The following is a 19,873-nucleotide window of genomic DNA, read 5'->3' as shown; positions in this document are numbered from 1 at the left end:
CGATCAACTGGGTCCTGAGGCGTCTTTCTTCGTGTCGGATTTATTTAGCTCTAACAATCGGACCTTATACAGTAATTCTTCCAATATCTTTCGATTGAAACCGATCAGATCCGCCACCAGGCCGATTAAAAGCACTTGAAAACCGACGATCAATAACACAGCTGCCAGGATCACCGATTGAAGGTGGCCACTTCCCTGTCCATTGAAATAGAAATATAGAAAACGCCCGGCTAGGGCTAACCCACCGAGGATGAAAACGCTTCCTAGGATGGTAAAAACGCGTAAAGGACGGTACAACGTATATGACCGAACGATGGTTGTGCTTGAATTGGCTAAATAATGCGGCACGCTGCGGATTAATCGCGAGGGTCGCGTTTGTGGATTTGTTCGAATTTTGACATACTCTACTGGTATCCTTCGAGCACCCGCTTGGATCAGGGTCTCTAAAGTATACGAATAGTCATTGAGTACCAGGGTGTGAAGGGCTGCTTCCCTGGTCAGTGCTCGAAACCCACTGGTTGCATCAGGGATGTTCATCCCTGAGATGCGCGCTACCACCCAGCTTCCCATCCTTTGAAGCAATCGTTTGACTGGTGAAAAGTTTTGTGAAGTGGCTACTCCCCGATCACCTACCACAATCTGGGCTCTTCCTTCCAAGATTGGCCTGACAAGCAGGTTGATATCCGCTGCATGATATTGATTGTCTGCATCGGTATTCACAATGATATCTGCGCCATTTTTAACGCTTGCATCCAAGCCGGATGTGAAGGCTACGGCTAACCCCATATGCCCAGGTAAGCGGACAATATGGTGCGCCCCTGCCTCAAGGGCAACCTCTGCAGTATGATCATCGCTGCCATCATCAACGATCAGGTATTCAACACAGTCAAAACCTTCCAGAGAGGATGGGAGTGACTTTATGGTATTGCTTATTTCTTGAGCTTCATTGTGGCAGGGGATTTGAATAATGAGCTTCATAGACAAAAGTATACCATTTTTATCCCTTGTGTTTTTGTTTTATACCGCTATACTATATTCAACGTATACAGACATGTTCGGATCGATACCATTCATAGAAGGTACTCTGTCCAAGAGAGCCGAACCACTCTCTCAATACCTGCCTCAAATCCAGGATGGCATCTGTTCAACCTGGCTGCAAAAAAACGTCCCTGTTGGAGCCTGTATCTTGGATCCATTCGGGGCGTCCCCCAAGGTTGCGATTGAAGCCGCCCGTGCTGGATATCCTGTCATAGTTAGCGCCAACAATCCCATCACCAGGTTTATCCTGGAAATGCTTGCAGATCCCCCGAAACCAGAGGATATGCAGGCTTCCCTGGCTGAGCTGGCAGCTTCATATGTGGGGAATGAGCGGATTGAGCCCCATATCCGCTCATTATACAATACAGTGTGTGCACGCTGTGGGTCACTGATCTCTGCGGAGGCCTTCTTCTGGGAGCATGGGAATCCATCTCCATACATACGCATCTATACTTGCCCGTTTTGTGGCGATACTGGAGAGCATGCCTGCACTGCAGCTGATATTGAGCTCGCCAGTCAATTTTCCATCAGTGGGATGCACAAGGCTCGTGCCTTGGAACGCGTCGTATCAGCGACCGACCAGGATCGTATCCACGTCGAGCAAGCATTATCAGTTTATATGCCGCGTGCCCTCTATGTACTGATCACGATAATTAATAAGATCGAAGGTTTACAAGCCACCCCGCTCCACCAAAAGTGTTTATCGGCTTTGTTGCTCCACGCCTTTGACCAGGCAACTGCGACGTGGAGAGTCCCAGCTCAAAAGGAACGACGCAGGCAGCTCACTATTCCGCGCCACTACCGGGAGAATAACATCTGGATTTCTCTTGAAGAAGGTATAAAGCTGTGGAGTACCGCTGATAGTAGCGACATGCCCGTCTCTGTTCCAGTTACAGCCTGGCCCCAGCTGCCTCCTTCCACTGGCGGAATTTGTATTTTTACCGGCAGGTATGCCAGCCTGGCTGAATCGGTCAAAAATATCGGGATAAGAGTAGTCTGTTCTGTCATACCTCGCCCAAATCAGGCATTCTGGACCTTATCTGCATTATGGGCAGGCTGGCTATGGGGTCGCGATGCAGTGGGATCGTTCCGCAGTGTGCTACACCGGCAGCGCTACGATTGGGCATGGCATACCGCTGCTCTCTTTTCAGTCTTCAAACAGCTGGTCCTGACCCTCGATGATGATACACCGATCTTCGGAATCGTTAATGAAGCAGAACCGGGTCTTTTAGGAGCGACCCTGGTGGCAGCAGGCATGTCTGGTTGCCGGTTGGAGACTATTGCCATCAGGGCAGAACAAGCCCATGCACAGATTTTCTGGAATTCTCACCACATCGCCCCATCAATTTCTCCAGATATTGGCTATGCGCATGCTGCCAGCCTGTACGCAAAAAGGTACCTCGAAGGCAGGGCTGAGCCAGCAGCTTACATTAAGACCATTTCTGCGGCATTCATGGGCATCATTAACTCCTGGCAAGCGGAACACCCGATGACAACTGATGGTGAAATAAATGATCTTCAGCGAATACCAGCATTGGAAAACATCGACCAACAAGATGAATTATCGCCATCAGCCATGTATTCCAGCGTATACAATACCGCCCGTGAAGTGCTCTCCTACCGTTCAGGTTTTTTACTGTACGGGCTACAGGATGTCACAACGGTTGAAGCTCCCAGTAAAAATTCGATCACACAAAATAGTTTCTTGTCAGTCGCCTCTGATAACATCGTTGTTGAGGACGAAACGACCGTCCTTACCCAGGTAAATTCTGTTGAGATTGAACAGGGAGCAGATCGGGAAAAACCGACCCGATCATCCGAGGTGTCATCCTCTGCATTAATTTGGCTGCGTGAACCCGACCCAAGCGATCAGACACCGATCACCGACCGTTATGAGCAAAAACTGGTCTCCCAATTAATTGATCATCCTGGTACGACACTCATCGAGATAGACACCGCCTTGTGCCAGGCATTCCCCGGTTTATTCACCCCACAACTGGAATTTATTGAATTGTGCCTCGAATCTTATGCGCTTCCATCTTCAGCAGATAATAACCGCTGGTACCTGCGCCCGGAAGATGCCCCTGTTGAAAGGCAGCGCGACCTGGAGCATGCGGCAAGATTTATCCAGGAAATCGGTGAACGCCTCGGATTTGTCTGCAAACAGCAGCGTACACCTCAATCTAAACCTTCCCTCGTGTGGTCGAATGGGGATAACATGCCGGAATATCGCTTCTTTCCCAACACATCTGCCGCAATCACAGATATTGTATTAACCCAAAATCTCTCTTCGATGAAAGGTATAATCGTGCTCCCAGCCAGTCGAGCGAACATATTGGTATACAAGCTGCGACGTGATCCACGTTTGAGCCGGGCGTTCCACCCAACGCAAGGGAATTGGCACTTCTTGAAATTTCGCCACCTGCGTTCATTAGCTGATTCTCCAGTATTGAATCGTGAAAACCTGGACCAACTGCTCAGTCTGGATCCGATATCATTTACCACACCTCAACTGTGGCTGATCTAACTTTGATTACGGATTAACGAAATCAGGGGACTGGGTTGGTGTTTCTGTAGCCGGCACATCGCTGGGCAGGGCTGTCGGTGATGGTGTAGCTGAAGGAGTGATTGTCGGAGAAGGTGTTGGCGTTATTGTAGCTGTGGGGGTAAGTGTTGGTGTTACGGTTGGTGTCGGCGTGGGCGTGGGGACCATGATGTTGAGGTGCACTTTCCGCTCAGCATAACCTCCCCTGATACTGATCATGGTTATCCGCAGGGTAACCAGACCGGGGGGCATATCTTTTAAATCCCATGCATATATTTTGCCTGTCTGACTGACCGGCTGATTACTGTCAAATAAGAATTTCCATTCACCCGGGTTGTCGCCTAAACCGTACTCGATTTTATACCCTTGAAAATCCGCAGATGCATCGATCTTTCCAAAGATATCTTGGGGAGAGACTGTGATAGATTGCCCTTCCGCCAACGATGACAATTCGATTGTTGCTTGTGGGTCGTTGGAGTTACATTCGCGTGTAGGCGCAAAGTGAACGGGGTCATCAAAACCCATTTGCCTGACGAACTCCTGCCCTTGTGCATCATTCTGCATCCAGCCAATTGCCCATGCATCCGTTACGTTGACCACGAATTCTTCCTTGGTGAAGTTTTGACAGTCACTAGAAGCGCGTAAGCCCGTCCAGGTATCCAAATTGACCTTCGTCCACAGGTCCTGAGAACTGGGTAAGGGTAGCTGGTCTGCAGCGAAATATTCTGTTCGTTGATCGGGGCACCATTGAGAAGGCTCGGTTCCGGAGATTTCACAAATCACCCGCTCAACGATGCCACTTGGCATTGAGAATGGCGTTGGGTTACCACTGGTGATCTGCGGAATAGCTGCCTCCATAAACTGCGCCCAGATCGGGGCAGCCCCGGCCACTCCAGAAATGTTTTGCATGGGTGAATAATCTGCGTTCCCCACCCATGTGCCCACCGTAAGGTCAGGCGTGTATCCAAGGGTCCAGTTATCTCTGTAGTCATTGGAAGTGCCCGTCTTGGCTGCAGCTGTAAAAGGCAATTGCAACACTGAACCAGGGCCGAACATTGGTGTCCGTGCTTCATTATCCGATAAGATTGATGTGATCAGAAAGGCATGTTCAGGCCGGATCACTTGCTCCCCGGCTGCGGGAGTGTATTCGAAGACCTTGTTCCCAGTGTGATCCAGGATTTTTAAGATTGCTACCGGCGGAACGTATCTGCCATCATTCGCCAGCACAGAATATGCTCCAGTCATCTCTAGCAAGCTGACCTCACCCCCACCGAGGGTGAGTGATAAGCCATAATCATCCCGAGTAAGCGAGGTAATCCCCATTTTTTTCGCAGTGCTGATCATACCATCCGGTTCAGCCGTGGCTGGGTCGTCATAGATGCCGGCAAATTCCAGGGTTTTTACGGCAGGTATGTTGAATGAATTAGCCAGGGCAGATCTAACCGTGACGGGGCCATGAAATTTTCCGTCATAATTTACGGGAACATAGGGTGGTCGTGGGTCGTTTGGATCCCCGGATGGTGGAAATTCCGATGGAACATCCCAAATCAATGTTGCCGGTGTCCATCCTTTTTCGAATGCCGAAATGTAGGTGATTGGCTTGATCGATGATCCTGGCTGCCTGGTTGGGCTGGTTGCCATGTTTACCTGGCCATCGATGGCATCATTGTAAAAATCTGCCGATCCAACCATTGACAGGATTTCACCACTGGATGGCTGGATGGCGACCAAAGCACCATTCGTGGCATTATATTCAGCCAATGAATCGACTTGCTGCTTAACAATTGCTTCTGCTTTGTCCTGTAGATCAGGATTAAGCGTCGTGTATACAGAAAAACCAGACCGGTAGATTGTCTGTGCGTCAAATTGTGTTTCAAGTATGGAGCGAACGTAGTTCACCCAATGTGGGTAGCGCATTAATACGTCGGGGGCGTGAAATTCGTAGTTCTCTAAGTCAGTATAAGCTGAAACAGCCGTATTAGCATCAACGCATACCCGCTGCGGGCTGTTACTGACGTAAATGCAACCCTGTTCATTGCTTACTTCATACATCAATGTCAGGACTTGCTTTTGTCTTTCCCTGGTAGCTTCGCGATCATGATACACATCATAGACTGCCGGAGCTTGTGGTAAGCCAGCCAGGAATGAAGCCTGTGACAGGTTCAGTTGGTCTGCGGTCATATCAAAATAGGTCTCAGACGCAGCTTCAATTCCATAGGCCAGGCTGCCATAATAAAATTCATTCAGATAAAGCTCCAGGATTTGGTCCTTTGAGTATCTGCGCGTGATTTCAGCTGCCAGCAGAGCTTCTCTCACTTTGCGCATGTATGAGTGTTCGTTACGCTCTTCCGGAGATAGTAACAGGTACCGGGCCAGTTGCTGGGTGATCGTGGAGGCACCTGATACTGTGCCTCTACCCTGGAAGTTTTGCCAGAACGCCCTGAGAATGGCAGTCCAATCGAAACCTGGGTGGCTGTAAAAGGATTTATCTTCAGTTGCGATCGTTGCAGCTACCAGGTACGGGGAGATTTTATCCAGGGTCCGAAAGGTCCGCCTTCCTGCAGTAGGGTCCAGGATCTCATATAATAGATTTCCATTACGATCATATATCCTGGTTGTCTCAAATGTCGATGCCCTTTGCTGCAGGTCAGCAACGCTGGGTAAAGTCGCTGCGATTTTATAATATTCATAAAGGACGAAAGAACCGCCGATAAGTAGGATAACTATGCCAGCAATCAGGGCTAATATCAGCATGCGGATGAAGCAACCTGCGCCTTCTTCACGGCTGATCAGCGCTCTTGCGCGCTTATTCTTCCTTTTCACCTTGCTTACGTTTATCCCATTACGCTGGCCATTAATTGCATTCTTATTGCCTTCATTCGTTTTTAAGCCAGCTTGAGCAGGTGCTGAAATGCTTCTCCCCACCTGGGTTCCTTTAAGGTTTGAGTTGTTCTGGTGATTAACCCGTGCTGGGATTGGCATTCCGTATTCATCGATTGCCAGTGGTGCAGATGTTTTCTGGTTATTCGTGTATGCAGGCACAACAAGACTGGATTTTTTCGTTTCCTGTTCTGGTGTTCCACTCAAATCTCCACCCGATGAAGTATTACCAGCCGGTACGATACCAGGTATTTCCTGACCTGTCATTGGCTGATAATTTTCTTCGTTGGTTTGGTCTGGTGAAACTGTGCTTTCGTGCGCGCTATCCGCTTTATCTTCGGCAGCTATGTTATCTTCATGCGACGGAGAGTCCTCCTGCGAAATATCCTCAGCTGACTCCTCGCTCGAATTCGCCAATCTGCGGAAGCGTTTGCTGATATATTGAGGTTCACCAGGAATTTCAGGATTCGACATATTTATTCAGGCTTGCTGGCAACCAATGCCGTCCATGTTCCTTTCATGGTAACTTCGTCCCGCTGATTTTTCAGTGCTATTTCGATAATGAGTGATCCACCCCCAATGCGTGGGATGGCTTTCGTCTCCAGGATGTTTAGTTCTGCGTGCACGGTATCGCCGATAAAAATTGGATTGGTGAACTTCCAATTATTGATCTCTCTGAAAGCGATGACTGTGCCTTCCAGCACACCGGTCCGCATGGCTAAGCCCGATGCAATGGAGAGACCAAGCAATCCATGTGCTACTCGCTGCCCAAATGGAGTGGTCTTGGCAAATTCGCCATCCGTATGGATCTGGTTATAATCACCGGATAAACCCGCAAATGTCACAATATCGCCTTCGGTGATGGTCCTGCCTGCCGAGATGACCTTCTGACCAACGATAAACTCTTCAAACCACATGCCGCGCTGCCCTTTGACGATTTCCATGCTGACCTCCGTAGTTTTCTACAAAGTATGAATACACCGGACGGAGATTATAACATTACCCTTTTGCAGAATATATCTTTGACCAATATTCCAATTACCCTTACAATATCCGAATGCGTGAATGGAATTTTTCTCCTGAGCAGCCCATCAAGTTAACCATCGCTGCAGATGCAAGATTAAACCCAACCGAATATATCGATGATCAAATCTGGGAGATTAATCTGGGGAATTCTGAGCCTCCAGCGCTCTCCTTGCAGACCACGTTTGGCCTCCGGGCACCGCTTTGTCGCATATTTCCCAGGTTTATCTTCAAGGACCAGGTCATCAATAACCCGGCTGAATTTCATCACGCGATCACCATCCACCAATATTACGCGAATTACCTCAGCCTATCGTTTAGACCATTCTCATGGTTAAACGTCATATGTGAGTATTGGGTTCCCGACTCTCACGCAGTTTGCTGCCGAACCAGGCTGGTGAATGCCAGTCATGATACCTGCCAATTCCAGGTTGAATGGGCAGAGCTTCTAATCCCCGCTGAAGATGGACATCGGATGGCAGCCACTGAGATTGGTTTGACCACGATTTTGGTTGGACAAACAGCCAACCTGACCCCATTACTCTATCTATTAGGCGGTGCTCAATCTGGTAAAAGCCCCTTTCCTTCTCTAAGTTCAACCTTCAGCCTTCGCCCGCGTGAAGAACAAACAATGCATTGGTGTCATGCTGCACTTGCTGATACACCTGCTTCATATGAACATGCTAGGTCAATGCTTGAAAATAATTTGGATGCCGAATATGCCCGAATTGTCAGGTTTGATTCGCAACAGCCTGAGATCATCACTGGAAATCATGAATGGGATAATGCCTTTCGCCTTGCCCAAGTCATCGTAAACCAGCTTTTGATCAGCCCAGGCAGCGATGGGAATGCGCCATTATGTGTCTATGCGAGAAATCCTGATCAGGGTTATTCCATCCTTAAAAATGGCTTGGATTATACTCACCTGTGGAATGGCTTGACACCACTCGACGCACATTATTTACTTCACTTCCTCCTCCCATGGGAACCAGGCGTGGTGAAGGCACTCCTTTATAGCTTTATCAATTCAAGAGCTGATACTGGCGAAATCGATCTGAAGCCCGGCGCGGCAGGCCAGCGTGCTCAATTACTGGCAACCCCCATAATTTCTCACATGGTTTGGCAATATTATTTATATACGAAGGATGCCGATTTTTTACGCAAGTCTTATCCGCAGTTAGTATCGTTCTTCAATTCCTGGTTCAACGCCCCACACGACCGGGATAACGACACCATTCCAGAATGGGATCAGCCAGTTCAAACGGGGTTCGAAGATCACCCCATTTTTTCAATCCACGGCGAGTCGCCAGATTGGCTCAATATTGAATGTGTAGAAAGCCCGGAACTATGCTCTTATCTCTTTCAGGAAAGTCTGTCCTTAATTTCTATCGCTAAAGAGATCGGCAACAGCGAGTCGGTCCTGCACCTGGAAAACATCTCCCTTGAATTGAAATCGATGATCGACCAGAGTTGGGATGATAGCACCGCATGCTACCAGTATCGAGATCGCGATTCCCATTTATCCCTTCCGCCCGAGGTACTTGGCAAGCGCAATGGACCAGGATTGGTTGATATTCACCGAGAATTCGATCAGCCACTGCGACCAGTCATCCGCATTTGGTGCACAAAGGAAGGTACACGGCCAGCACACATCTATCTGCATGGTACTTCAGAGACAGGCACCCACCGTGTGGACCATATCACACCCGCCGACATTCGCTGGTCTCAGAATTCAGGTAGCTACACGAGTAAATATATTTATCGCGGTATTGAGCAGGTCGAGATTTCAGGGATTTCAGCAGAAGATGAAGTTGACATCCAAAGCACAAACCTGAGAATATTCGATCACACCCTCCTGATGCCGCTCTGGGCTCATATACCGACTGCCGAAAAAGCCAAAATCCTGATCAACCTTACCATCCTGAATAAGAAAAAATTCCTCGGCCCATATGGATTGAATGCCTGGCTCAATGGTCCGCAAATTTCAGAAGGCAAACCCAAGTATTCCCTCGTCCACCTGCCTGCAGTTAGCATGGTCCTGGAAGGTTTGCTATATTACGGCCAGCGGAAAAAAGCGGCAGAACTGTTTTCCAGGATCATGAAAGCAGTCCAACTGTCTCTTAAGCAGGATCTGGCTTTTCACCAGAATTACCACATAGAGACAGGCAAGCCAATAGGTGCCGCGAACATACTGACCAGCCTGATACCCGTGGGGATATTCCTTGAGATTGCTGGGATAAAAGTTATCAATCCACATCAGATAGAAGTTCTGGGAGGCAATCCCTTTCCCTGGCCAGTCACGGTTAAGTATCGTAGTCTTACCGTTGTCCACCAGGATAAAAAGACCCTGGTCATCTTTCCTGATGGTCAAAATATTACCGTTGCTAATCATCAACCCCAGGTGATTAACACAAGCTTAGCGCCTTCATCTGCTTCCGAATAGTCCAAATCATTCGAGATAAAAGAAATTCATCAGGCAGATAATGTCCTGATTATTTTGCGTTCCTTTGCCATTGCTTGTATAATCTATAGGAGAGACTAACTATCACCTGATCACCACACGGTCGTAAAAATATAAAGGACTAACTTCATGGACTGTCAGCTCAATCCCGATGATGTTCGAATTTTTAGCGGACGTTCTCATCCAGAATTAGCAGCCTCCATCGCCTTACACCTTGGCATCCCGCTAGAGACGACTCATTTTTCTCGTTTTAGCAACGATAACCTGTATATACAGTTAGGTGCCAGTGTCAGGTCCCGTTCGGTCTACATCGTGCAATCGCTAATTCCACCCGTTAGCGAGCATCTCCTCGAATTGCTGATGATGCTAGATATTGCTCGAGGAGCTGGCGCTCGCGAAATCCACGCCATCATCCCCTACTTTTCATATGCCCGATCAGACAAAAAGAACGCCCCGCGAATTTCCATCACCGCCCGTCTCATCGCTGACCTGCTTGAAACAGCAGGGGCTACACATGTCATGACCGTGACACTCCACTCGCCCCAAGTGCATGGGTTCTTCAGGATTCCCACCGATCCCCTGACTGCGCGCGGAATCTTTGTTAACCACCTCCGCGAGCTTCAGCACGAGGTAAAATTTGATCACACCAACACGATCGTCGTCGCCCCTGATTACGGTCGTGCAGGGTCTGCTGCTCGCCTTGCTCACAATTTTAATTTGTCATCCATTTCAGCAGAAAAAACTCGTATCTCCGATACCGAGGTTTTGATTGGCGATTTGATCGGCAAACAGGTTGCTGGGTTTACACGCGCCATCATATATGATGACGAAATAGCTACCGGCGGTTCTGTAATAACACTGAGCAGGTATTTGGTAGCCAGCGGTGTCGAAGATATCATAACGGTTTGTACCCATGGGCTTTTCTTCAGAGATGCTCTGCCGCAATTATTAGCCATCCCCCAAATCTCGCATATCATCGCTACCGATACAGTTCCGATACCCTTTGAGAAACGTCCTCCGAACCTGACGATCTTATCTGTAGCTCCGCTGATCGCGGACGCAATTTTCCGCAATTACACGCGACAGTCAATCGGACCCTTATTCGACTTCGGTGATGAAGACTAAATCAAATAATTGTCTTCACTCATGAAATTCTTCGACCTGGTAAGTTAATACCTCAAGCTTCTTCCTTTTCCATGTGTCGGCTGGGGCTCCCATCTTCATACATAGCTGCTCCAGGAATTCTTCAGGATCAGGTACTTTTTCCCATACTTGCGGGAGGAAGGTAGCTCGCCTCACCCCGTCGCGGATAACCACGCCATCCATATTCGGTCGAATTTTCCTCAGTAAATCATCACTGTCTGTATACTTGAGTGGTTCCGGTCTGGTCAGGTAGGATATTTCAATTTCGATCTCATTCATCTCTTTGAGTTGAACAGGTGGAAAGCGATAATCCTGAAAGGCTGCATCCAGGGCGTGTTCGCGCACGTCTTCTGCCAGGCTCTGTATCGGCTCAAGTGAACCGATACAACCCCTAAGATATCCCCGGTAGGTCAGGGTGACGAAGGACGCTCCATCCGCTCTTAGTTGAGGAGATAGTCTTTCAAAATCCAATGCAGGTACCTTGTGACCCCGTAAATGATTTTCAATGGTTTGCCTGGCCAGCGATAATAAATAGGTCCGGTCGGCCTCCGATAGATGTTGTTCTGGCACCATACATGCACTCTCCTGGTAACATAATAAATTCAGCTACACTATACAATTGCATCAATCCCTCGTCAAGTGCTATCAAGGACAAAACACTTGCCAGCAAATAATTAATAAGGTAGTATCAAGGTGATGGACAAAGCCTCTAACGCTTCCACCGAAAATTCCGGGCAAACCATAGCTGTGAATCCCAAAGGGAATTCTGGCGGTATGTTCCGCCAGCTTGAAATCATCATCGTGGTGGCATTTGTCATCGCCACCTTGTTCACAGCCTGGACCGAACCTGGATTGTTGCCTGGCGGGCTCTCCGACAAGCTTACCAGCGCCTTGCAGTTTCAGAAGCTGACACCGGTCCCCGGGGTGCCTACTACAACGCCGCGTTCGAAACCCAGGATAGGAATTGTCGCCGGTCACTCCGGAAATGATTCAGGCGCAGTTTGTTCAGAAGCATTGGGTAGCACCCGCGAAGTTGAACTTAATATGAATATTGGCAGCCTGGTGCGCGAAAAGCTTATCGAACAGGGATATGATGTTGACTTGCTGGCAGAATTTGATCCCCGCCTGACTGATTACCGAGCATTGGCATTGGTGTCAATCCACGCCGATTCTTGTGAATATATCAATGATCAGGCTACTGGTTTTAAAGTTGCCGCTGCCATCTCGACCAAATATCCGGAACAAGCCCAAAGGCTTACTTCATGCCTTCGGAATCGGTATGAAGCGGCCACTGGCTTACCTTTCCACACTGGCAGTGTGACCAGCGATATGTCCAATTACCACGCTTTCAATGAAATCGATCCGAACACACCAGCAGCGATCATTGAGACTGGTTTTATGAACCTGGATCACCAAATCATCACCGAAAAACCCGACGAAATTGCCTCCGGTATCACTTCGGGCATATTATGCTTCGTGCGGAATGAAACCATTGAAGCAACCCAGGTACCATGAGTGATCAAGCTGAACTTCTTCGACAGGCATTAGAGAACGCCCGGATATCATACCGTCAGGGTGACCATACGCAAACCAGGTATTGGGCACGCGTGGCTGCCGGTATTAATCCCACTATCGAAGAACCCTGGCTGTGGCTGGCCGCGGTATCTTCACCTCGCGCCAGTATCGAGTACCTTGAGAAAGCTCTCTCGATCAATCCGAACAGTGAGCGAGCCAAACAAGGACTGCATTGGGCGGTCAAACGAGTGCGGGCACAACCCCAGGTGGAGCTCCAAAACGCTCCTGCCAGGCAACCCCAGGCGCAATCCATCCAGGCAGCGGCAGTTGCTAAACCTTCAGCTAAAAAACACCTTAGCTATCTCTGGTGGTTCCTGATCCTGGGCATGATCGTAGTTCTGACCAGCGCCCTGGTGTCGCCAGCTACAGGCGCTTTTGTCACCACGTTGCTGACCGGGCCGGACGTCCTGATGGCACCCCAGAGTGGCCTTGCCAAAGCCTCCAATACACCCACCCCCACAAATACCCCGACCATCACCCCCTCACCCACACCGACCAATACGCCAACTGCCACGCCTACGGAGACATCAACTTCAACACCGACCGACACTCCCACTGCCACCTTCACTCCCTATCCTACCGATACACCTTACCCGATCGAAGAACCGGTAGAATATCAGCCCCCGTCATCAGGTGGAGGGGAGCATTGGATCGATGTAGATTTATCTGATCAGATGACCTATGCCTATGAAGGTGATCAAATTGTGGCATCCTTCCTGGTCTCTACCGGAACCTGGCAGCATCCTACCGTCACTGGCCAATTCCATATTTATGTGAAATATGTCTATGCAGATATGGCTGGTCCAGGATACTATCTGCCTGATGTGCCATATGTGATGTATTTCTATTCTGGTTATGGCTTGCATGGAACATACTGGCATAGTAATTTCGGTACTCCTATGAGCCATGGATGTATCAACCTCACCATACCAGATGCTGAATGGCTCTTTTATTGGGCAGATGTGGGTACGCTGGTAAGTATTCACGAGTAAGGCTGATGCAGGAGCATAATATTGCTTCAGGATCACTGACAAGGCGGTCATTTTTAAAGCTAGGCAGCCTTGGTCTAGCAGCCGCCCTCGGAATGGTTATACCCATACCCTTAAACAAAACAAGTGCGATAACCATGGAAAACCTCCAGGAGTATCTCCAGGGTTTCCATGATACCCAATCTTTGGCTAAGTCTTTACCTCCCGACCAGCAAGGACGCGTGCTTGACCCATCGGTGATTGTCTACGATACTCCCTCGTTTGATGGGACTCAGGTTAACCGGTACTGGCACGATACAGTCCTTCACCTGACCGGGCTTACGGTCGGCAAGTCTATCGATTCGTTCAATATGGTATGGTACAAGCTTGGTGCTGAAGGTTATGTACACTCCGGATCGATCCAGCCCGTGTTCACCATCACCAACCCTATTGTCTCACACATCCCTCCCGAGGGTACATTAGGTGAAGTCACCGTACCATTTACCGATGCTCACCAGGATCCGGGCAATGATGAGCCAGTCGCCTACCGGTTTTATTATGCAACAACCTACTGGATCATATCTATTGTCAGCGATTCTTTGGGGAACCAGTGGTACGAGGTCCAGGATGACAAGTGGGAAGAACGGTATTATGTGCTCGCCCATCATATCCGCATCGTCCCTGCCGAGGAGTTGACGCCCATATCTCCCAACGTCCCTCCAGACCGTAAACGGGTTGAGGTCCATATCCCTGAACAAGTGATGATCGCCTTTGAATATGATTCGCCGGTATATATGGCTCGTGTGGCTTCGGGCGCGGTCTTCAGCAACGGTGATTTTTCTACCCCAACCGGCCCTCACACGATTTTTCACAAGCGTGCTTCGCGCCACATGGCACGTGGTAACCTGGCCGCCAACAGTTATGATCTACCTGGTGTACCCTGGAATTGCTATATAACAGAAGAAGGGGTTGCATTCCATGGGACTTACTGGCATAATAATTTTGGAAAACCTCGCAGTCATGGATGTATCAATTTGACCACTCAAGCATCAAAATGGTTGTATCTATGGACAAAACCTGATATCCCACCAGATCAGGAAGAAATATATGAAAAAACAGGAACAGTTGTAGAGATCATCGAATGATGACGCAGTTCTATCTACCAAGCGATTCGCAAATCGACGTGAATATTGATAAAGGTAGGTTTACTCAAAATGGCATATCAACCACTTTTTAAAGGTTTGATCTTTGATGAAGATGACCAACCCGTGGACGTCAGCCTGGTAGGTAATGAACCCTGCTATGTGGTGAATGATGCCGGATTTCACCGCCACATCCCCTCAGAAGAAGTAGATCGCCAGGTCTTAATGTCGATGGGTAAGATGATTGAAGGTCATGAGGACGAGCTGGCAGAACAGACGGCAAAGATGCTCGGTCAAGACGACATCTTCTCCAAAGCGCTGATCGAAAACCAGCTAAAGAACATGGATCAGCAATTCGAAGCAGTGCTTAAGGCTGGGATTCCCGAAGAGGGTCGCGCTTATATGGGGATGATGGGGTTTCGTGTGAAAATCAATGTCCATGGTGAAGTGCTGGAAGTGAACCAGCCAGGCACAATTGCCCCTGAAGACGAGTGACAGATTTCTCAGAATATGACATCAGATTTCATAAAAACTGTAAACGAAGCAGATTTTGAATACGAAGTGGTTGCTTACTCCAACCAGGTCCCTGTGATCGTTGATTTCTGGGCTGACTGGTGCCGCCCATGTAAGACGCTCACTCCGCTGCTCGAAAAACTGGCCCAGGAAGCTCAAGGTGCTTATCGATTGGCAAAGGTGAATGTGGATGATAACCCCAACCTGGCATTACGCTTTAACGTGAGGAGCATCCCGAACGTCAAGGCATTTCGTGACGGGCATGTTGTCTCCGAGTTTCTGGGGTTACAGCCAGAGCCACGCATCCGCGATTTCATCCGCAATCTGGCCCCGAGCCAGATCGACTTGCTATTGGAAAAAGGCCAGAGCCAGCTGGAATCGATGAGCTGGAATGAAGCCGGAAACTCTTTTCGCCAGTTCCTGGAAAAATCCCCCGACAATCCGGCAGGCCTCCTGGGATTGTTTAAGGCATGCTTGATGCAAGGCGCATATTCAGAGGCAAAGCGGTTGATGGACCATTTTTCAGCCAGCCCGGAATTTGCCCGCTTGGAGCTGCTCAAACCGCTCTACCATGCATTGGCAGATGACACCATCCATGTCCAGGACAGTGATGATCCACTCAATGCAGCCTACAATAACGCAATTCAATTAATTAAAAGGGGATTCTTACCGGCTGCCATGGATGGGCTGATCGACATCCTCCGCCAAGACAAGCACTACCACGATGACGCATCCAGGGTGATTCTGTTGGGGTTATTTGAAGTGTTAAGTGATAACCACTCCCTCACACAACAGTATCGTCGTGAGTTGGCGATGGTCCTGTTCTAACATACAACAAAAAGGTGTATCCGTTGATACACCTTTTTCGTATCGCTTTTTTAGCTGTCCGGTTGAGCTGCTTCCTTCCAATCAGGGGCTGCTCGTTGAAGCTCAACCCGCGAAACCTGGTTTGACTTCCCACAATGGGGGCAATGAACGTTATAATGCCCCTGATGTTCACTAGCTAGCTGGTCGAGTGCGGCATGAACGATGACTTTATCCAGACCGAATGGACGGTGGCAGTGTTGACATCGAATTTGCATAGGTTCACTCCTTTCTGGTAGATTATTGCCATGACAAAATTTTACACCAAAAAAGGCGATGATGGCTATACTGGCTTACTTGGCGAGGGACGGGTTCCCAAGTGTGACCTGCGTATTGAGACTGTTGGTGAAGTGGATGAGGCCAACGCAGCTATCGCAGTAGCCCGCACACTCAGTACAACCCAGGAAGCAGCCTCCATATTTTTGACTGTCCAAAAAGATTTATATCATGTGATGTCAGAGATCGCGGCATCCCCTGAGAATGCCGTTCGCTTCCGAACAATCAACCACGAGAAGGTTGACTGGCTGGAAGAGCAAATCGAATTGATTACTTCCATGGTTTCTATTCCGGACGAATTTATCATCCCTGGTGATTCCAAGGCAGGGGCAGCCATCGATCTTGCCCGCACGGTCGTCAGGCGCGCTGAACGGCATATCGCCCGTTTGGTGATTGCAGAAGAACTAGAAAATAGAGAGATCCAGCGATACATGAACCGCTTGTCTTCCTTATGTTTTATCCTCGAGCTCTATGAAAATCAAGCTTCAGGAGCTTCAGCCCCTACTTTAGCAAAGAAATAACAAAAACCTGCGAAAAAAATAAGAGAGCGTGCTTATGACGATCTCATTTTAGTAGTTTATCCACCACCCGCCAGCGCCGCATCGATGGCAGCCCTTATCTGCTCAAATGTAGGGATTTGCCCAGGCGTGATCTCCCTGCCATTCAACAATACTGTTGGCGTGCTGTTTATCCCGAGGGAGATAGCATCGTTGTATTCATTCTCGATCTCAGCAGAATACGCATTGGCTTTAAAGCACTTGTCGAAAGCGGTCATATCCAACCCCAGCGATTCCGCGAATGCTTGTAAACGTTTGTCAGTAAAATCTCCAACGTTTTCGCCTGTATGATTGGCAAATAAGATGTCATGATAATCCCAGAATTTACCTTGAGCCATTGCACACATGCTGGCATTGGCGGCTTGTAGCGATTCTTTAGTCACAACCTGAGAGTCAATGAACGGAAATTGCATGAACTCGTAATATAACTGGCCGTTGGTGATATAGCTGCTTTGGATTAACTGCGATTCGATCTGCTCGGTGAACTGTCTACAGGCTGGGCATTGGAAATCTTCATATACTGTGATTTTTACCTTAGCATCTGGATTGCCAATTGCCTTTCCATGCTCCATCGGCCTCGCAACAGGTGTTATTTGAACAAAACTACCTGCTGGTTTAAGTAAGTTGTAGATCAATGGAGAGATTAACAATAATATAACGATGAGGATGAATCCCCCCACCCATAGTATTGTGTTCATTCGTTGCTGGCGTTTTTTCCTGGTCCTCTGAGCCTTGATAGCATCACGTCTACTTTGGGTCATGCATGTCACTCCTGTTTAAATAGTCAAGCGAGAATTTTCCCACGAGAACCCATCTTTGTCTAGTATAAATCCTGCGTCTGACTCGCTTCTTAATCCCCTTATTATTTCTGGTGAGTAAACAAAAACCTAGGTATGCTTGCTAATGTTGGAGAAAATTTTGGTAGACCCGGTAAGACTCACCTGTAAGCTTAAATCCTGCCTTGGCATACAATGTTAAGGATGCCTGGTTATTCTTCTGTGTATTCACCGTCACGTGGGTTGCCCCCAGTTTATTAAATTGACTCAATACCTCGTGAATCAACAAATACCCAATTCCTTTTCCTTGCATGGAGGGCTCTACCGCCAGCCTGGCGAGATGCCCACCCATGGCACCCACGGTGCTGAATTGGTACCCAATGATTCGATCGTCAGATTCGGCGACACTCGCCAGGGAGGATTGCTGAAATGCCAGGCTTAGCGATTCCGATGAGTTTCTCCAGATCGAATCAAAGGCAGCATGATCTATCCTGGTAACTCTCTCCAGGTCTTCAGGTAGCATTGGCCTCACCAGGCATTGGCTAGCAGAAGCATCGGGGAATGAGGTGAATTTTTCCCACAATAAAACCACTACATCATCTGTGTGAGTGAATTTACTTCCGGTTAGCAAATCATTAAACCAGCTTTGCAGCGATATCGCGGCAACTTTAATGTCACCCCTATCACGCAGCTCCTCACTGGTGGCATTCCATAAATGTTCCCATGCTTTGCCTGCGCTTATTTGCGAGCTGCTGGCAAAAAGCCTGATCCAGCTGATTTCTGGTAATTCAGGTGGACAGGCCAACGACGCCAGGGCTTCCTGGCTGCTTTCTAACAACAAATATGGCCTGCTCCCGATCCAATCCAGGGGTGCCTTCCAATCCAGGTGCTGGTGGATATGCGTCCCAAAATGGATGAGATTTGCCAATCGAGAACGGTCAGCGGATAGTACAGTGCGAATGGTATAGTCGCTCTCGATCATTGCATGAGAATCGGTTATTGCAAATGTAGCAGGACTTTTCCGTGCGACCACAGGTCTTCTAATTTATAGTAATTTCTCTGCTCAGGTGAGAAGACATGAATAATAATTTCCCCTGCATCAATCAAGACCCAGCCCTCGCGTGGTTCACCTTCAGTGTGTACAGGCAATTGGTATTTGGTGTGGATGAACTCAGACACTGAGCTTGCCAGAGCCCCTATCATGCGGTCGCTTGTGCCTGAGCAGATAATGAAGTAATCGGCAAATACTGCCAGGTTCTTAATATCGATCAATACCAGATTTTCGCCTTTTTTTTCCTCTAACTGATTAACGATCTCGCGTGCAATATCCAATGTTTCCAGATCTCACCTCTTCATACAGATTTACCCTTATTTTATCAAGGAAGCAGAGAAAATATGAGTATAAACTGCGCCAGATGGCTGCAGGTCACTCCGGTAAAGATGCACCTTTTCAACGCAGGTAGCTCCAAGGAAACCTACCCTGGTAGTTTCCAATACTTTTGCGATCATCTTTGCATCCTGGGAAGTTGCGTTCCGTGATACTCTGCCCAGGGTCAGATGAGGCGAAAAAGCCCGATCTTCCCTGGCATACCCCAACCGGCTGGTGGTGGTTTCAATTCCATTCTGGATAGCTGCTAGCTCTGCAGGAGCTTCGACCCCCACCCAGATAACGCGCGGCTGGCGGTTATTCGGGAATGCTCCTGCGCCACCAACGCTGATATCAAATTGGTGATGTCCAGATATTTCTGTCTGGAGCATGTCGGTGAGGATCGTTAAGTTAGACAAAGACACATCCCCCAGGAATTTTAGAGTAAGGTGGATGTTGGCAGACGGTACCCAGCGGACCGCGCTGTGAGGTAAAAGGCTTTTAAAATTCACCATTACTTCATCTAATCGGTATTGGATATCAGTCGATAAGTCAATGGCTATAAATGCGCGGATGACTCCTGCCATAAGGTTATCCTTGAAATACAGGTCGAAGCCTCACCATCGCCTGGTCGGGTTTCGATAAATGGATCGTTTTTTTTCTGACTTCCAGAAGCGGTTATTGTTCATTTTTTAAACCATAGCATATGTGAAACAAGTTTACAAGGGTAAGAAACTCGCAGTTTA

18 protein-coding genes are annotated in these 19,873 nt (G+C 48.4%); 9 read left to right on the top strand and 9 right to left on the bottom strand.

Features of this window, described 5'->3' with window-relative positions; genetic code table 11:
* Positions 1-3: 3 nt before the first annotated feature.
* Positions 4-978 (bottom strand): glycosyl transferase, encoded by a 975-nt coding sequence (locus C3F13_11640; GenBank protein PWB52406.1) that lies wholly within the window; start codon positions 976-978, stop codon positions 4-6.
* On the opposite strand from C3F13_11640, the gene C3F13_11635 reads away from it, so the two are divergent.
* Positions 968-3,565, top strand: a complete 2,598-nt coding sequence (locus tag C3F13_11635; protein ID PWB52405.1) for a hypothetical protein — start codon at positions 968-970, stop codon at positions 3,563-3,565. The genes C3F13_11640 and C3F13_11635 overlap by 11 nt on opposite strands.
* A 6-nt stretch (positions 3,566-3,571) precedes the next feature.
* On the opposite strand, the gene C3F13_11630 is transcribed toward C3F13_11635, so the two are convergent.
* Together C3F13_11630 and C3F13_11625 are read right to left on the bottom strand one after the other, a co-directional pair.
* Entirely contained in the window at positions 3,572-6,937 is a 3,366-nt protein-coding gene (locus C3F13_11630; GenBank protein PWB52404.1) for a hypothetical protein, read from the bottom strand.
* A 2-nt stretch (positions 6,938-6,939) separates the two neighbouring features.
* Complete coding sequence (locus C3F13_11625; GenBank protein ID PWB52425.1) at positions 6,940-7,380, bottom strand: dehydratase; 441 nt, start codon at positions 7,378-7,380, stop codon at positions 6,940-6,942.
* A gap of 140 nt (positions 7,381-7,520) precedes the next feature.
* Between C3F13_11625 and C3F13_11620 the strand changes: the two genes are divergently transcribed.
* Positions 7,521-9,929: a hypothetical protein gene (locus tag C3F13_11620; protein ID PWB52403.1), complete on the top strand. Its 2,409-nt coding sequence runs from the start codon at positions 7,521-7,523 to the stop codon at positions 9,927-9,929.
* A 147-nt stretch (positions 9,930-10,076) separates the two neighbouring features.
* Complete coding sequence (locus C3F13_11615; GenBank protein ID PWB52402.1) at positions 10,077-11,072, top strand: ribose-phosphate pyrophosphokinase; 996 nt, start codon at positions 10,077-10,079, stop codon at positions 11,070-11,072.
* Between the two features lie 15 nt (positions 11,073-11,087).
* Here the strand turns inward: C3F13_11615 and C3F13_11610 are convergent, their stop codons facing one another.
* Positions 11,088-11,663 carry a hypothetical protein gene (locus C3F13_11610; protein ID PWB52401.1) on the bottom strand — a complete coding sequence of 192 codons (576 nt, stop codon included), beginning with the start codon at positions 11,661-11,663 and terminating at the stop codon, positions 11,088-11,090.
* 123 nt (positions 11,664-11,786) lie between these two features.
* On the opposite strand from C3F13_11610, the gene C3F13_11605 reads away from it, so the two are divergent.
* Entirely contained in the window at positions 11,787-12,605 is an 819-nt protein-coding gene (locus C3F13_11605; GenBank protein PWB52400.1) for a hypothetical protein, read from the top strand.
* Positions 12,606-12,963: 358 nt separating this feature from the next.
* Here the strand turns inward: C3F13_11605 and C3F13_11600 are convergent, their stop codons facing one another.
* On the bottom strand, positions 12,964-13,233 hold the full coding sequence (locus tag C3F13_11600; protein PWB52399.1) for a hypothetical protein: 270 nt from the start codon (positions 13,231-13,233) through the stop codon (positions 12,964-12,966).
* A 106-nt stretch (positions 13,234-13,339) separates the two neighbouring features.
* Here C3F13_11600 and C3F13_11595 point away from each other — a divergent pair, with 106 nt between their 5' ends.
* From C3F13_11595 to C3F13_11575, 5 genes are all read left to right on the top strand, one after another.
* Positions 13,340-13,657 (top strand): hypothetical protein, encoded by a 318-nt coding sequence (locus C3F13_11595; protein PWB52398.1) that lies wholly within the window; start codon positions 13,340-13,342, stop codon positions 13,655-13,657.
* On the top strand, positions 13,606-14,778 hold the full coding sequence (locus tag C3F13_11590) for a hypothetical protein (GenBank protein ID PWB52397.1): 1,173 nt from the start codon (positions 13,606-13,608) through the stop codon (positions 14,776-14,778). Before C3F13_11595 ends, C3F13_11590 begins: the two co-directional genes overlap by 52 nt.
* Before the next feature lie 69 nt (positions 14,779-14,847).
* Positions 14,848-15,270, top strand: coding sequence for a hypothetical protein (locus tag C3F13_11585; protein PWB52396.1), 423 nt, complete (start codon positions 14,848-14,850; stop codon positions 15,268-15,270).
* Positions 15,271-15,285: 15 nt separating this feature from the next.
* A complete protein-coding gene (locus C3F13_11580; GenBank protein ID PWB52395.1) occupies positions 15,286-16,116 on the top strand; it encodes a co-chaperone YbbN in 831 nt (276 codons plus the stop codon).
* Between the two features lie 284 nt (positions 16,117-16,400).
* Complete coding sequence (locus C3F13_11575) at positions 16,401-16,949, top strand: ATP:cob(I)alamin adenosyltransferase (protein PWB52394.1); 549 nt, start codon at positions 16,401-16,403, stop codon at positions 16,947-16,949.
* Positions 16,950-17,005: 56 nt separating this feature from the next.
* On the opposite strand, the gene C3F13_11570 is transcribed toward C3F13_11575, so the two are convergent.
* From C3F13_11570 to C3F13_11555, 4 genes are all read right to left on the bottom strand, one after another.
* Positions 17,006-17,746: a hypothetical protein gene (locus C3F13_11570; protein ID PWB52393.1), complete on the bottom strand. Its 741-nt coding sequence runs from the start codon at positions 17,744-17,746 to the stop codon at positions 17,006-17,008.
* A gap of 139 nt (positions 17,747-17,885) precedes the next feature.
* On the bottom strand, positions 17,886-18,743 hold the full coding sequence (locus C3F13_11565) for a hypothetical protein (GenBank protein ID PWB52392.1): 858 nt from the start codon (positions 18,741-18,743) through the stop codon (positions 17,886-17,888).
* Positions 18,744-18,757: 14 nt separating this feature from the next.
* Positions 18,758-19,075, bottom strand: a complete 318-nt coding sequence (rsfS, locus tag C3F13_11560) for a ribosome silencing factor (GenBank protein PWB52424.1) — start codon at positions 19,073-19,075, stop codon at positions 18,758-18,760.
* A gap of 54 nt (positions 19,076-19,129) precedes the next feature.
* Positions 19,130-19,714 (bottom strand): RNA 2',3'-cyclic phosphodiesterase, encoded by a 585-nt coding sequence (locus C3F13_11555; GenBank protein PWB52391.1) that lies wholly within the window; start codon positions 19,712-19,714, stop codon positions 19,130-19,132.
* Positions 19,715-19,873: the final 159 nt, after the last annotated feature.

The organism is Anaerolineales bacterium (assembly GCA_003105035.1).
Classification (GTDB): domain Bacteria; phylum Chloroflexota; class Anaerolineae; order Anaerolineales; family UBA4823; genus FEB-25.
This window is presented reverse-complemented; position numbering and strand designations above follow the sequence as displayed.